This is a genomic window from Streptomyces sp. NBC_00075 (genome assembly GCF_045041225.1).
Lineage (GTDB): Bacteria > Actinomycetota > Actinomycetes > Streptomycetales > Streptomycetaceae > Streptomyces > Streptomyces adonidis.
In genome coordinates this window covers 5,170,614-5,183,925 of sequence record NZ_CP108243.1, presented here as the reverse complement: position 1 = coordinate 5,183,925, position 13,312 = coordinate 5,170,614, and the positions used below count along the sequence as shown (strand labels likewise).

Annotated in this window: 15 protein-coding genes and 1 pseudogene; 5 read left to right on the top strand and 11 right to left on the bottom strand. The window is 71.2% G+C overall.

The features are described from left to right. Positions 1–17: 17 nt before the first annotated feature. The 3 genes from OG787_RS22520 to OG787_RS22510 all read right to left on the bottom strand — a co-directional run bounded on the left by OG787_RS22520 (position 18) and on the right by OG787_RS22510 (position 1,110). Positions 18–191, bottom strand: a complete 174-nt coding sequence (locus tag OG787_RS22520; protein WP_369030243.1) for a hypothetical protein — start codon at positions 189–191, stop codon at positions 18–20. A gap of 11 nt (positions 192–202) precedes the next feature. Further along, positions 203–559, bottom strand: a complete 357-nt coding sequence (locus tag OG787_RS22515; protein ID WP_369030244.1) for a PRC-barrel domain-containing protein — start codon at positions 557–559, stop codon at positions 203–205. A 257-nt stretch (positions 560–816) separates the two neighbouring features. Beyond that, positions 817–1,110, bottom strand: a complete 294-nt coding sequence (locus OG787_RS22510; RefSeq protein ID WP_405536187.1) for a hypothetical protein — start codon at positions 1,108–1,110, stop codon at positions 817–819. 129 nt (positions 1,111–1,239) lie between these two features. On the opposite strand from OG787_RS22510, the gene OG787_RS22505 reads away from it, so the two are divergent. From OG787_RS22505 to OG787_RS22485, 5 genes and pseudogenes are all read left to right on the top strand, one after another. Next, positions 1,240–1,725, top strand: a complete 486-nt coding sequence (locus OG787_RS22505) for a DUF5994 family protein (protein WP_369030246.1) — start codon at positions 1,240–1,242, stop codon at positions 1,723–1,725. A 198-nt stretch (positions 1,726–1,923) separates the two neighbouring features. Further along, positions 1,924–2,391, top strand: a pseudogene (locus OG787_RS22500) (DUF5994 family protein); the annotation flags it as partial. 29 nt (positions 2,392–2,420) lie between these two features. After that, a complete protein-coding gene (locus tag OG787_RS22495) occupies positions 2,421–2,624 on the top strand; it encodes a hypothetical protein (RefSeq protein WP_369030247.1) in 204 nt (67 codons plus the stop codon). 243 nt (positions 2,625–2,867) lie between these two features. Further along, positions 2,868–3,239 (top strand): STAS domain-containing protein, encoded by a 372-nt coding sequence (locus OG787_RS22490; RefSeq protein ID WP_369030248.1) that lies wholly within the window; start codon positions 2,868–2,870, stop codon positions 3,237–3,239. Between the two features lie 41 nt (positions 3,240–3,280). Continuing rightward, complete coding sequence (locus tag OG787_RS22485; RefSeq protein WP_369030249.1) at positions 3,281–3,916, top strand: hypothetical protein; 636 nt, start codon at positions 3,281–3,283, stop codon at positions 3,914–3,916. On the opposite strand, the gene OG787_RS22480 is transcribed toward OG787_RS22485, so the two are convergent. The 8 genes from OG787_RS22480 to OG787_RS22445 all read right to left on the bottom strand — a co-directional run bounded on the left by OG787_RS22480 (position 3,901) and on the right by OG787_RS22445 (position 13,288). Then, entirely contained in the window at positions 3,901–4,365 is a 465-nt protein-coding gene (locus tag OG787_RS22480) for a GNAT family N-acetyltransferase (protein WP_405536186.1), read from the bottom strand. The two genes, OG787_RS22485 and OG787_RS22480, sit on opposite strands and share 16 nt — an antisense overlap. Then, entirely contained in the window at positions 4,362–6,071 is a 1,710-nt protein-coding gene (locus OG787_RS22475; RefSeq protein ID WP_405536185.1) for a methyltransferase, read from the bottom strand. The genes OG787_RS22480 and OG787_RS22475 overlap by 4 nt, the downstream gene beginning before the upstream one ends. A gap of 73 nt (positions 6,072–6,144) precedes the next feature. Continuing rightward, positions 6,145–7,353, bottom strand: coding sequence for a 4-hydroxybenzoate 3-monooxygenase (locus OG787_RS22470; RefSeq protein WP_405536184.1), 1,209 nt, complete (start codon positions 7,351–7,353; stop codon positions 6,145–6,147). Positions 7,354–7,494: 141 nt separating this feature from the next. Next, the gene (locus OG787_RS22465; RefSeq protein ID WP_405536183.1) at positions 7,495–8,097 is read right to left on the bottom strand and encodes a hypothetical protein; all 603 of its coding nucleotides are present in this window, start codon (positions 8,095–8,097) and stop codon (positions 7,495–7,497) included. Positions 8,098–8,176: 79 nt separating this feature from the next. After that, positions 8,177–9,178, bottom strand: a complete 1,002-nt coding sequence (locus tag OG787_RS22460) for a hypothetical protein (RefSeq protein ID WP_369030254.1) — start codon at positions 9,176–9,178, stop codon at positions 8,177–8,179. A 38-nt stretch (positions 9,179–9,216) separates the two neighbouring features. Next, positions 9,217–10,497, bottom strand: a complete 1,281-nt coding sequence (locus OG787_RS22455) for a TRAP transporter large permease subunit (RefSeq protein WP_369030255.1) — start codon at positions 10,495–10,497, stop codon at positions 9,217–9,219. 2 nt (positions 10,498–10,499) lie between these two features. After that, positions 10,500–11,099 (bottom strand): hypothetical protein, encoded by a 600-nt coding sequence (locus tag OG787_RS22450; protein WP_405536182.1) that lies wholly within the window; start codon positions 11,097–11,099, stop codon positions 10,500–10,502. 44 nt (positions 11,100–11,143) lie between these two features. After that, complete coding sequence (locus tag OG787_RS22445) at positions 11,144–13,288, bottom strand: hydantoinase/oxoprolinase family protein (protein WP_405540557.1); 2,145 nt, start codon at positions 13,286–13,288, stop codon at positions 11,144–11,146. Between the last annotated feature and the right edge of the window lie 24 nt (positions 13,289–13,312).

Below are 13,312 nucleotides of genomic sequence, written 5' to 3'. Positions count from 1 at the left end.
CGGCGTCCCGTACGCGATCAGCGGACGGGGCGCCGCCGGGCGCGTCGGGACACCCGCGCGCCGAAGAAGACCAGGTCGGCGACGAAGACCACGATGCCGATGACCAGCAGGAAACCCAGCCCGTCGGCCACCGCACCGATGATTCCCAGGACGACGGCCACCAGGACCAGCAGCAGAAAGAGCGCCGGCACGCCGGACCGCCTCAGCGCCGGGCGAGCTGACGCTCGCCCCCGGCTCCCGGCCGGTACGTCATGCCGTAGTGCCGGAAGATCTCCTCCTCCTGCTCGGCGGGCAGCACGTCGTCCGTCCCGATCGACGGAGCCTTCCGCACCCGCCCCTTGTCGTACGAGACCTGGACGTACCCCGGCCCGAGGACCACGTCGTCGAGGGGGACGAAGACCAGCCGGTGGCGCGTGGGCAGCCCGGTCCGGACGGTCGCCATGGCCGGTTCGTCGGTGGCCGTGTCCACGTAGACCGCTTCGAGCATGCCGATCCGACGCTGTTTGACGTCGACCACGTCCTGGTTGCGCCACTCGCGGATGTCGGCTGAACGGATCATGCCCTGCTCCCTGGTTTGTGCGGACTCCGGCGGGTGGTGGACCTGTTTGTCATCGTATGACCGAAACACTTCGTCGGCATCGAGTGCCCACTCCAACGGCCAGGGCGACGATCACGGGTGGGGGCGAGGGATGGTCGCGGACATCGCGCAGACCCGTCTCCGGACCGCTGCTCAAGGGCAGTTGCCCGGTGCTGTCGCTCACCGGGAACGACACCGGCATCGGAGTCGGTGTACGAAGTGCTCCCGGTGAGTTCACGCTACTCCCCGACGGGGCCGCGCGGACCGTTCCGGGACGGCGTCCCGTTTTCGCCGGGGGCCGCCCCCGCGGACCGGCTGGTCTCCAGCCACGACCGAGCGGGTTCCGCCGCGTGGGTGGTGTCCACGGTCAGGTCGAGGAGGGTCCCGCCGTCCGGGCCAGCCGGATAGCTGCGCTGCTCGGTCGTGTCGAAGCAACGGCGGAGGATCTCCGCGACCCGACGGGCGACCTCGGGGGATGCGGCGACGACCCGGACCTCGGCGTACTCGTCCGAAGGTGTTTGCATGGCCTGCATGGCGACCTCGGGGTTCGGTGTCCCCGTACGGGAGGGGGCCGGATACCTCACCCTACTGCCGGGGAGTACCGTGAGAACGAGGAATCCACCTGAACCCCTTCATTCCAGGCAGGCGGGCAGGTGAGTGCGATGGTCGAATTCGACTCCGGCTCCCCACGTGTGACGAGGCTCCTCCCGGACGCCGTCCACCAGGCCGTGCGGCCCGGGACAGCTGTCGTACGGCTGGAGACGACACATGACCGGCGGGGCGTGCTCGACGGAGTGTGGTGGCCCCGTTCCCGCGACATCACCGCCGAACTCCCCAGCCTGATCACCGCACTGACCGAGCACCTCGGGCCCGTCACCCGGGTCGGCCTGGACACCGGGGCCTGGGAAGCGCTGCCGACGCGGATGACCATCGACGGCCGCGTCGTCCATCTCGACTCCTTCCCGGTAGGCGACGACACCGTGCTCATCACCCGGGGCGAACAGGATCTCTTCTCCCTCCTCGTGATCCCACCGCACGCGACACCCGACGCCGCACGCGCGGCCATGGCCGAGGCCGTCCGGGCCGACAGCGGGAGGCGGGCCGAACAGATCCTCATCGACACCGGCACCCGCGCGCGGCAGACTTGACCGTTGCCCCAGGGACAGCGGTTCCGGGCACAGGCGTACGGGACTGGTTCGCCGTCGGCCGTACGGTCCGTCCGGCCTGTCCGCGGAGTACTCTGGAACTACCGAGGACACTTCGCGCACGGGCTGCCATGCCCGTGTCGTTTTCGGCGATCGAATACGCCGGACCGGTCGTGACCGGCCCGGGGCAGGGTTCGCGTGATGACCGCGACCGTTTCCCACCCGCCGAGAGCCGAAGCCGACGACCGGTCCGCCTCAGCCTCGTCCTCGTCCCCGTCCTCTCTCCGTCTGTCGCTGGCTCCCGCAGGTCCCGCACCCGCTCTGCTGGACGGCGCATGGTGGCCCCGCTCCCGCGACCTCGGCGCGGAACTCCCCGCCCTGACCGCCGTACTGGATCCGCTGTGGGGGCGGATCACCCGGGTCACGGTGAATCCCGTCCACTGGCCGGTCGTTCCGCGCAAGGTGGCCGTCGGCGGGCGCGTGGTGAAGGTGGGCTGGTTCCTGGCGGAACAGGACCCGCACGAACTGCTGTTGCTCTCGTACCGCACGGGCCGCTGGAACCTCTTGGTGGTCCCGCCGCAGACGCCCGCCGCCCCGGCCGCGTGGCTGATGGCCGCGGCGAGCGACCCACTGGGCACGTCGACCGCGAGCCGGTTGATGGAGCAGTCGACGTATCAGCCGACGGGAAGGTGAGAACCGTGGAGACATTCGTGACCGTGATCGTGACCATCGCGATGATCGCCGTGGGGGTGCTCCTCATCCACCGGCTCAACTCGCAGCACGACGACCGCATCGCCTCCTTCCACTACGGCCGCTCCGGGATGCCCGTGGCGGGACCGGCTCCGTCGGCTCCGCGGAAGGTCCGCGAGTGGCTCCGCCTCCGGCGCCGCACCCACCGCTGAGCCGTCCGCCCGGACCGGGCGGCCCCTGAGAACACGACCGGAGAACGACGCCCGCAGTACGCGCCGCCCCATCCGTCTTCGGCGCATCCCCGGACGGCCGATCCACCCCCTGCTCGCCAACTCGGCCTGCCGGACCGGCCGTTCACCCGTTACCGCGTACACCCCGTACCGGAGGCACGCCGCGAGGGCCGGACCCGGCCCAGTCGCGCGGCACTCTCGACGGGCACCCCGAACCGAGGAGCCATGCCCCTTCCCCATCTGCACGTCCACCGGCACGACCGGACCACCCGCACGTTGATCACTCTCGCCGGAGAGATCGACCTGACCACCGCCCCGCTGGTGCACGCCGCAGTGGCCGGATGCCTGCGCGACGGCGTCCGGACCGTCGACGTCGATCTCACGGCGGTCACCTTCTGCGACGCCAGTGGGCTCAACGCGTTCCTCACGGCATCCCGGCTCGGCGTCGATGCCGGAATGACCCTCCAACTGCACTGTCCGCCGCCGATCATGGCCCGCGTCATCGAGATGACCGGTTCCGGCTTCCTCCTCCATGAAGCCCATGCCCCCCGACCGCCCTCGCACCGGGTTCTCGCCGTCGCGGGCGGTGCGCCGTGACGGCCCCGCCCCGCCAGGGGCCGGCACGGGGTACGGGTGGCATGCCGACTCCCACCCGGGCGGTCCGGCTGCGCCGGCTGAACCGCTGGCAGGCCGAGACCCTGCGGGAGGACCTGGCCGATCTGTACGTGGAGTCCTCCCGCGCGCAGGCGGGCCAGGAGTACCGAGGTCGCGAGAGGTTCCTGCGCCGGCTCACCGGCAGCATCCGGAAGCCCGGATTCGCCCTGCTGATCGCGGAGGACACGGCATTCGCCGGATGCGCCTACGGATTCTCCGTACCGCGTGACGGGACATGGTGGAGGGGATTCGACGGGCCCCTTCCGCAGAGCGTGGAACGGCTCACCGCCTCCGGACACGTCTTCGCGATCACCGAGATCGTGGTGCACCCTCATGCCGGCGACCAGGACCTTGCCCGCCGGCTCCAGGAGCGGCTCCTCGCCGACCACCACGCCTCGCTCGGGGCGACGCTGGTCGACGGGACCGACGCTCCGGCCTACGACGCCTTCCGGTCGTGGGGATGGCAGGACATCGGGACGATCCTCCGTCCGCCGGATCCCTCGATCCTCCGCCCGCCGGCCCCCGTGCCGCTGCGGGCGCTGGTCCTCGCCCTCGGGCCACACCCGGCCGGCCACCCGGACGGCCTCGCCCACGAGAACCGCACTCAACGGCCCGACTGACGCCCGGGCGGCGGGACGGTGTCCCGTGTCATCACGCGGTACATGCCGATCGAGTCGTGGGCGGCGGTGTCGGCGAAGCCGAACCTCTCGTAGAGGAAGCGGGCGGGGCCGTCCGCGATGAGGGAGACGTACGCGGTGGCGGGTGCCCGGCGCTCCAGTTCCTCCGTCAGTGCGGCCATGATGCGTCTGCCGAGACCCCGCCCCTGGTGGGCGGGGTGCACGCAGACGTCGACGATCTGGAACGCCGTACCGCCGTCGCCGATGATCCGTCCCATGCCGATGGGCTCCCCCTCGTGGTGCAGGACCACGCCGTGCCAGGTGTTGGGCAGGGCGAGCTCGACCGCTTCGGGGGCCTTGTCCGAGAGGCCGGCGTCGGTCCGCAGGCGGCGGAAGACCTCGACGGACGGGACGCCGGCAATCAGCGAGTAAGGGTTAGCTGTCCTTGTCATGCATTACATACTGCATGACCGGGCCGGGCCTTTCTGACGTGCAGCACATTGCCGTCCAGGGGCAGTGGTGTCTGGTCCACCAGGGTGAGGCCGGCGTCGGTGAAGAGCCTGTCGTAGTGGGCGGCCCGGCGTTCTCGTCCGCCCACGTTGCACATCATGTGGAGGTCCCAGGCGGTCGCCAGTGAGACCGAGCCGTCGGAGGGCAGGACGCGTTCGACGACGAGCAGGTCGGCGTGGTCCGGCATCGCGCGGGCGCAGTGGCGCAGGATGTCGCGGCAGCGGTCGTCGTCCCAGTCGTGCAGGACGCGGGAGAGGACGTAGATGTCTCCGCCTGTCGGTACGTCCGCGAAGTCGCCGGTGACGAAGGCGCATCTGGTGGCATGGCCGGACTCCGACAGCCGCGAGCGGGCCGCCTCGACCGCGTGCGGGCGCTCCAGCAGGACCCCGTTCAGACGGGGGTGCGCGGCGAGGATGCGGCCGAGCAGTTCCCCGTTGCCGCCCGCGATGTCGACCACCGTGGCCCCGGCGGGCGCCTCGGCCGCCGCGGTGAGCGCCGGGTGGGCGGGGACCGGGTCGAACATGGCGGATCCGGCGGCCATGGACTGGTCGAAGAGTTCCGCGAGGCGGGGGTCGCGGGCGAAGTGGTCGAAGTGGTTCTCGCCGAAGACGTGCTCGAAGGCGACCTCTCCCGTGCGTACGGTGTGCCCGAGCGCGGCGAAGGACTCGTAGAACGGGCCGCCGTACATCAGCGCCAGCGCCCGCATGGAGCCTGGGGTGCCGGTCCGCAGCAGTGCGCCCGACCCGGTGAGCCGGAAGCCGTCGCGGGCTTCCGTCACCACCCCCAGCATCGCGAGATAGCGCAGCAGCGTCGCCAGGTTCCGTGGCCTCGCGTCGACCTTCCGTGCCAGTTCCTCGACCCCGACCCCTCGCTCGACGTCCATGGCGTCGGGCACCCGGAGCTGGGTGAACGTGGCCAGTGCCTGGGTCGTCCAGGCCCCGGTCAGCAGGCGCAGGAGCGTTTCGGCGGGTTGGTGGGCGCGATGCTCGTCCAGGTGGGCGGCGAGTACGTCGCGGTGGTCGCCGGGGACGTACAGCTCCACGCGCCGGTAGCCGACCTTGGCCTCGGCGGGCGCGCCGAAGTAGAACACCGTGCCGTTCTCGTGCGGGTTGTAGCCGCCGCCGTCCGGGGTGGCCCCGTACCGCGCGAAGGTCGCGCACAGGCCGCGCAGTACGAGAGGGTCGGGCGAGGCGACGTCGAAGGCCACGTGCGTCTCGTGCTGCCGCTCACGCTCGTACGCGGCGATCGTGTCCAGGCCGGAGCCCGGCGGGACGGTCAGCGCGAACACCTCGACCATGCGGTGTGCGCCGTCCGCGCCGGTCACGGCGGGGCGCAGGATGCCGACGTCCAGCTCGGCCGGTCGTCGCCGGTGCCGTACGGCCAGTCGCTCCCGTACGACGACACTCGGCTGCGCCGGCAGGGCCGCGACGAGTCCGCAGTCGGTGAGCATGGCGCCCAACTCCGCCTCGTCCGACGGGAAGACGAGCAGCGCGGCATGCGAGAAGCGGCAGTGCTCGACGAGCGTCCGCAGCTCGGGGCCGTCGAGCCCGGGGAACAGGAGCGGGAGCAGGGCGGCGGTGTCCTGCTCCTTGACGAAGCCGACCGTCGCGAGCAGGCGCGACGTGTCGCCCGACAACGTCGTGATCATTGCGGGGGTCCTCATTCATAGACGTAAGGAAAAAAGGGAAAAAGGGTCGGGAAAGGGGTCGGGGAAAGGGGCCTCAGACGCCGACGTAGTGCTCGGCGAACCAGTCCTGGGCGCTGCGCGAAGTCCGCAGCGACGTCATGCGGGAGCGCCGCAGGGAGTTGAGGAACAGTGACGTTTCGTCCGAGGCGCCGGACGGGCTGTGCAGCAGCCGGATCATCCAGTGCGAGAACTCCTGCGCACGCCAGATGTACGGCAGACAGCGCGCGGAGTAGGCGTCGAGCCCCTTGGAGTCATGGCGGACGACGTCGTCGGCCAGGGCCTCGGCGAGGATCTCCGCCTCCAGGATCGCGAGGTTGGCGCCCTTCGCGGCAGAGGGGCTGATGAGGGCGGCGGCGTCGCCCGCCAGGAACAGCGAGCCGTGCCGGAGGGGTTCGAGGACGTCGGACTCCAGGTCGACGACGGCTCGTTGGACGATGCGGCCGCGGTGCAGCGGGCCGTACTCCGTGGCCCGCATCCGCAGGTCCAGCTCGTCCCAGATCCGTTCCTCGGACCAGGCGTCGGGCGCCGTACCGCGCTCGCACTGCGCGTAGTAGCGGGTGATCTCGCTCGTACGTGCCATGTGCCCGGCGAAGCCCCGCTCGTGCACCGCGTAGCCGACGGCGTCCAGGCTCGGCGGTGCCTCGGCGAGCAGGCCGAGCCAGGTCACGCCGTGGTCGCGGTGGTGCCGGCGCACCGAGCCGGGCGGCAGTGACCGCCGGGCCGCGCCGTGCCGTCCGTCGCACCCGGCCACGTATCGCGCGTGCCATCGGCCGGGCCGGCCGTCCGCCTCGCGCACGGTCACCGAGGGCCGGTCGGTGCCGGCGTCGAGGACGGCCACCGCCTCGGTGGCGAAGTCGACCCGCCCGCCGGCGGCCAGGAACCGTGTCAACAGATCGGTGACCAGCAGCTGTTGGGGATAGACCGTGTGCCGTTCACCGCGCCCGAGCCCGCTGTAGTCCAGCCGGAACCTGCCGTCGGGGGTGCGGAACTCGCAGGTGCTGTGGGCCTGGCCGTGCCGGTGCAGGCCCTCGGCCAGCCCGTGCCGCTCCAGGATCCGTATGGTGTTGGCCGCCAGGAACCCGGCGCGCGCCCGCGTCTGGACGTGCGCGCGCTCGGCACGCTCCAGGACGACGCAGTCGACGCCGCTGTCCTGGAGGAGGTTGCCGAGCACGAGCCCGGCGGGTCCGGCACCGAGGATGACCACGTCGGTGTCGGTCGCCCGCCGGGTCTGACTTTCTGTCATGAGACGGGATATTAGGTCCAGTTACGTCACCGACTGGACATAAATCACCTGAACGAGGAGAGCCGTAGCAGTGACGTGGGGCGTGCGGCCCGGGTCGGCGCGCCGACCCGGGCCTCCACCCGTCTCACGTGCGGGTGTGGCTCAGTTGTCGTCGCGGATGCTGGTCGCTATGCCGTTGCTGATCACGACCTCGGCGCTGAAGCCCTTCTTGGCGGCCGTCTCCAGCTGGGCCTCGGTGCACTCGACGCCGCCCTCGCCGCCGGGACCCGTGTTGATGGCGTCGCAGATGTCGTCGTAGCCGATGATCTTGGTGTCCTCGGCGGTGAAGAACTGCTGTTCGGTGCCCTTCGAGTCGGAGACGGTGTACTTGCCCGGCGCCAGGTAGGAGACGTTGCCGAACCAGGTTCCGCTGACGCCCTTGCCGTCGTTGAGGCCCTCGACGACGGTCCCGGAGGAACCGGAGTCGGAATCGGAGCCGGAGTCGGAGGAGCCGGAGGAGTCCGCGTCGGAACTTCCGGGCGGGGTGGCCTGGGTGCCCTGGGAGGTGTCGGAGCCCGACGCCGAGTCCGTTCCAGTCGTGGCGGACGAGCTGGGCGAGCTGGATGCGGTGGGTGAGCTGGACGTGCTGGGTGAGCCGGCCGAGCCGGACGAGTTGTCGTCCGTGCCGCTCTGGCAGGCCGTCATCAGCAGGCCGGCGGTGAGCGCGGCGGTGGCGAAGACGGTCCTGCGCAGGGGGCGGTTCATTACGGGTGGTTCCTTCCGAGAGGTGCAACTGGCTTTGGAATTGGGTGAATTGGAATCGGGTGAATCAGGAAAGCCGTGGTCAGCCCCGGGCCACCGCGATGGCTCCCGAGAGCCGCTCGCCCGCCTCGTAGATCATGTACGGGACGCCGCCGTCGGTACCGAACGAAGGCGCCGCGGCACGCCCGTCCTCGGGTGCCGCGCTGTGCGAGTTGTAGAAGACGCCGAGGTGGGAGCGCTTGCCGAAGTCGTTGCCGACCTCGGTGATCATGATGTCGCCGCCGCTGGACTTGTCCTTGTTGTAGACGACGTACGTGCTGTCGTTCCGGTGGAGGAGGTGCGGGCCACCGACGTTGACCGCGTCGACGTCGGTGTGCCGGATCAGCGCCGTCTGGTCGAAGGTCCAGGTGCGGCCGTCGGCGGACCAACCCCAGTGGATGTCACGGTGGTTGGTGGTGTTGTTCAGCATGAAGAGCATCACGTAGCGGGCGCCGCGTGCGGGCAGGTCGTGGCGGAAGACCCGGGCGTACGACGTCTCCGTGGTCCCGGCCGGGAGCATGGACTTCGACAGCACGACCTTGTCGTACGTGAAGTGGATCCCGTCGGCCGAACGGGCCAGGCGGGTCGTGTGGTTCTCGCCGTGGAAGTACAGCCAGAACTCCTTCTCGTCCGCGTTCCACAGCACGTGGGGCGACGAGACATGGCTGACGGAATAGTGCCCCGCCCAGTTGTTGGAGACGATCGGGTTCGCCGGGTACTCCGTGAACGGCCCCTCCAGCGAGTCCCCGTACGCCAGGCAGATCCCGCCGGGCGGGTCGTGCGGCGCGTAGTAGAGGTAGTAGCGGCCGAGCGGGGAGGCGATCTTGTCGTAAACCCCCCTGATGCAGGGGAAGATGATCTCGTTGGTGGGGTTGTACTTGAGCTGAGACGCTGTCAGAAGTGTGCCCTTGTAGGTGTAGTTGGGGAATCCGCCGGGCGCGGCGGCGGCGGGCTGGGCACCCAGCGTCGTACCGACGGTGAGCGCGGCTCCGGTGGCGGCGCCGGCGCGCAGGAAGAGGCGCCGGCCGAGGTGGTGGTCGTGCATGGGGGGCTCCAATGGCGGACTGGGGGACTCAGAGGTGGTCAGAGGTAGGTGGCGGCGGTGACGCACAGCCCGCCGAGGGCGACCGCCCACACGTACGGCAGTGTGCGCACCATCACCTGTTGGGGAGTGACGCCCGCGTACTGGGCGCTCCACACGGTCTGGGTGCTGGTGGGGTCGGCGACGCCGAAGACCTGGTTGTACGAGGTGGCCATGCCGAGGACGGCGACCGCGGGGTAGATCCCGGCGGCGATGAGGACACCGGCGATGCCCGCGCCGAGCCCGAACACGTTGAGCGGGCCCCGGTAGAGGCACAGCGGGACGAGCAGCGTGAAGACGAGGACGAACAGCACCGGGTTCTGCGGGCTGACCGACTTGACCAGCGGTTCGAGCGCCTCCACGGCACCCGGCAGTTTCACGGCCGAGAGCAGGATGCCGATGGCGATGAACAGGACGAGCGGCGGGGCCGCCACCTCGAAGCCGCCGTAGAGCGTGCGCAGCAGCCGCTTGTTCATCTCGCCGGGCCGGGTCGTGGTGACCAGCGCGTACAGGACGCCCGCCAACAGCGAGGGAATGATGGCGAGTTCGAGGCCCAGGGCGAGAACGAGCGGGACGGCGGGGGCGAGCAGCGCGTACCAGGGCGCGTCGCCCAGCTCTCGGCGACGTGAACGGGGCTTCTCTTCAAGGGACTTGAGCGACCAGGCGTGCTCCGTGCCGCGCCGCCGTGTCTCGACGAGGACGAACGCGAGGGCCGCAACCAGCGCGAACGGGAAGAGCTTCACCATGAAGCCGCGCACGGTCGGGACCGGCAGGTCCAGCGCGGTGGAGAAGAACTGCCACAGCGGCAGCTCGAAGGGGATGCCCACGGCGATGCCCATCAGCACCGTGCCCGCCGCCGTCACCTTGGGCACGCCGACGGCGATCATCGCGGGGATGCCGATGATCCCGGCGAGCATGGCGGCGGGCGCCGAGCCGGTCACCGTACCGACGAGCGCGGACACGGCGAGGACGCCGAGGGCGACGACGGTCGGGCGGTCGCCGCCGAACTCGACGATCTTGCGGACGAGCGTGGCCGCGATCCCGGTCTCGTCGAGGAGCTTGCCCAGCCAGGAGCCCAGGACGATCGCGATCATCGTGGCCGCCAGGGTCGGCGCGCCCTCCTGGAGAACCGTGTCCAGCACGCTGTTCTCGCCGGTGAGGGGCGCCCCGGCGAGGAAGGCGATGACGACGGCGAGCAGCACCAGCGCGAAGGCGGTGGGGAGTCTGCGGGTGAGCATCAGGCCGACACCGGCGGCCATGACGAGGAGGATGACGACGCCCATGGTCAGTTCTCTCTTCTCGGAGCGGGGCTTCGCGGAGCTGGAGTCCCGGGCCGGGTGAGCGCCGTGCGCAGCGCGGCGGTGATGAGCAGGGGGCTGCGGCCGAGCCCGCAGACGGTCCGGGCGTAGGCGTGGGCGGCGACCTCTTCGGCACCGGCGACATGGCCGGCCAGGCGGTGGCGGCCGAGCCGCAGCACGGTGTGGCCGAGCGCCTGCTTCAGCGCGGCCTTCGCCGGGCCGTGGTGCAGGTGCGCGTGCACGGCCTCGTGGGCGAGCGCGGCGGCCCGCACCGAGCCCGGCGGATACCAGGCCCGCCAGCCACGCGCGTCGACCAACTCCTCGGCGAGGGCGAGCGTGTCGGTGTACAGCTCGACGGTCGGGGGCCGTGACGTGTAGCGGGCGAGCAGCATCCGCTCCAGGCCGTCGGCCCGCTCGACCACGCGTGCGGTGGAGGAGGGCACGGGGGCGAGGGCGAGTCGGGATCCGAACTCGTCGGCTGTACGGGCCCATTGGCGGAGCAGCTCGGGGTCGCGGCCCTCGTGGGTGGGCGTGGCGGCGAGCAGCCGGACTCCCCACTCGATGTCGTCGACCTCATCGATGGACATCGGGTCCATCAACTCACCTTCTGCATAAATAAGATGACGGTCCGTCATGACCGCACCTCCAGCACCGCGACCACCGGCTCGTCGCCTGCTCGCGCCCGCAACTCGCTCTGCGCCAGCGCGAGCAGCGGCTGCGGGTCGAGGACGCCGGACAGGTCGGCGATACGGGAGCCGAGCAGCAGCCGCAGGGCGGGAGCGCGTACCCCGCCGTCGCCGTACGAGGTGGACTCGCCCACCAGCCGGGCGAGCACCTCGGGGGCGCCGGCCACGGTGGTGGTCTCCACGTGGGCGTCGGCGGCGTGGTGGCGTACGACGCCGTCCATGTCGACGATCCGTACGGCGTGTCGGGTCGGTCGCAGTCGGCGGCGCGTCTCCGTCCCGTAGACGGTGTGCGCGGCCGTGCCCGCCAGGACGTGGACGGCAGCCGGGTCGGCCTTGAGGCTGGCCGCCGCCGCACGCAGCCGCTCGGTGTCGTCGGCGCGGTGGGCCCGGTCCTGGGTGCGCAGTTCGGTGGCCCCGGTGGCGACCGCGCGCACGGTGTGGGTCTGCGGATCGACGGTGACCTCGACCTCGACGCCCTCGGCGGCGGCACCCTGGGCCACGACCGCCCGCTCCGCCTCCGCGCGGACGGCGAGGATCTGCTCCTGCGAGGCGCCGGGCACGATCCGTTCGACCTGTTCCCGTACGAGCGCGAGGGCGACGCCGATGGGGCTGATGACCTCGTTGTGGCGGGCGATCCGCCCCTCCATGCCACTGACGAGGGCGAGGTGCGGGGTGACGGACGCGGCCCCGCCGCCCCCGCCGACGACGACAGCCGTGTCCTTGTCGAGGCGGTAGTCGCGGATCATGGCGTCCACGACCTTCCGCACCTGGGCGACGCCCGCGTCGAGAATCCGCGTGGCAGCGGTCGCGATGTCGGTGCCGAGCAGGGCGGCCAGCGGCGCGATCGCGGCCCGTGCGGTCTCCGGGTCGCAGTGGGCGAAGTCCCCCTCGGGGACGCGGCCGAGGGCGTTGGCGGCACAGGTCATGGTGACGGCGAACCGTCCGCCCGCCGCGTCGAGCACGGCGTAGTCGTCGGGGTCGCCGTCCATCGGCCGGACGGTGTCGACGCGCGCGTCGCGCAGTTCGGCGGGGGAGGCGAAGCAGGCGTACGGCAGCCCCGCGATATGGGCGCTGCGCGGTCCGACGCCGGTGATTCGACCGTCTCCGATCCGCACCATGGAACCGCCGCCGACGCCGACCGTGCGCACGTCGAGGGCGTTGAGGTACGAGGTCTTGCCGAGGATGGTGGCGTGCCGGACGGCGACCTTGCCGCGCCGTACGACGCTGATGTCGGTCGACGTGCCCCCGGTCTCCAGGAACACGCCCTCGCTCACCCGTTCCTGCATCAGCGCGCCCGCGACTCCGGCGGCCGGTCCCGACAGGACGGTCAGGAGCGGCCGTCGGCGCATCTCGTCGAGGGACATCACCCCGCCGTCGCAGCGCATCACCATCAGCGGCGCGGTCACGCCCGCCTTGGTGATGGAGGCGTCGACGAGGTCGGCGGTGGCGAGCATGCGGGGCAGGATCGCGGCGTTGACCACGGCGGTACGGGTGCGCTTGTGCAGCCCGTACAGCGAGGTGATCTCGTGCGCGGCGGTCATCGGCAGCCCGTACGCCCGGGCCGCGTCCAGCACGGCACGCTCGCCCTCGGGCCGGTCGACGCTGAACGGCTGGCTGGCGACGAGGACTTGGGCGCCTCCGCCGGGCAGCTGCTCGTCCTTCAACTGCTCGACGGCACGGCGGACGGCCGCAGTGTCGCTGGGGTCGGCGACATGCGCGTAGACGAGCGGAAGCCTTTTGCCGGGGGTGAGTTCGAGCTTGCCGAAGGAGGCGAGGCGGCGGGTGAACACCGCCGAGGGGCCGGTCCCGATGCCGATCAGTCCGACGGTCGCCACGTCGCCCTCCAGGAGGGCGTTGGTGGCCTGGGTCGTGCCGTGCGCGAGGAAGGAGACGTCGGCCGGGGCACGGCCGGTCTGCTCCATGAGCCGGTCGAGCGCCTCGACGATGCCGTGCGCGACACCGTCCGCGTGGTGGTGGCTGGTGGGGACCTTGACCTGCCCCAGGAGTTCGAGGGTCGTGGCGTCCACGGCCACGGCGTCGGTGAAGGTTCCGCCCACGTCGATGCCGACGCGTATGCGGGATGTGTTCATGTCATGGCTGAAGTCGGGGTCGTG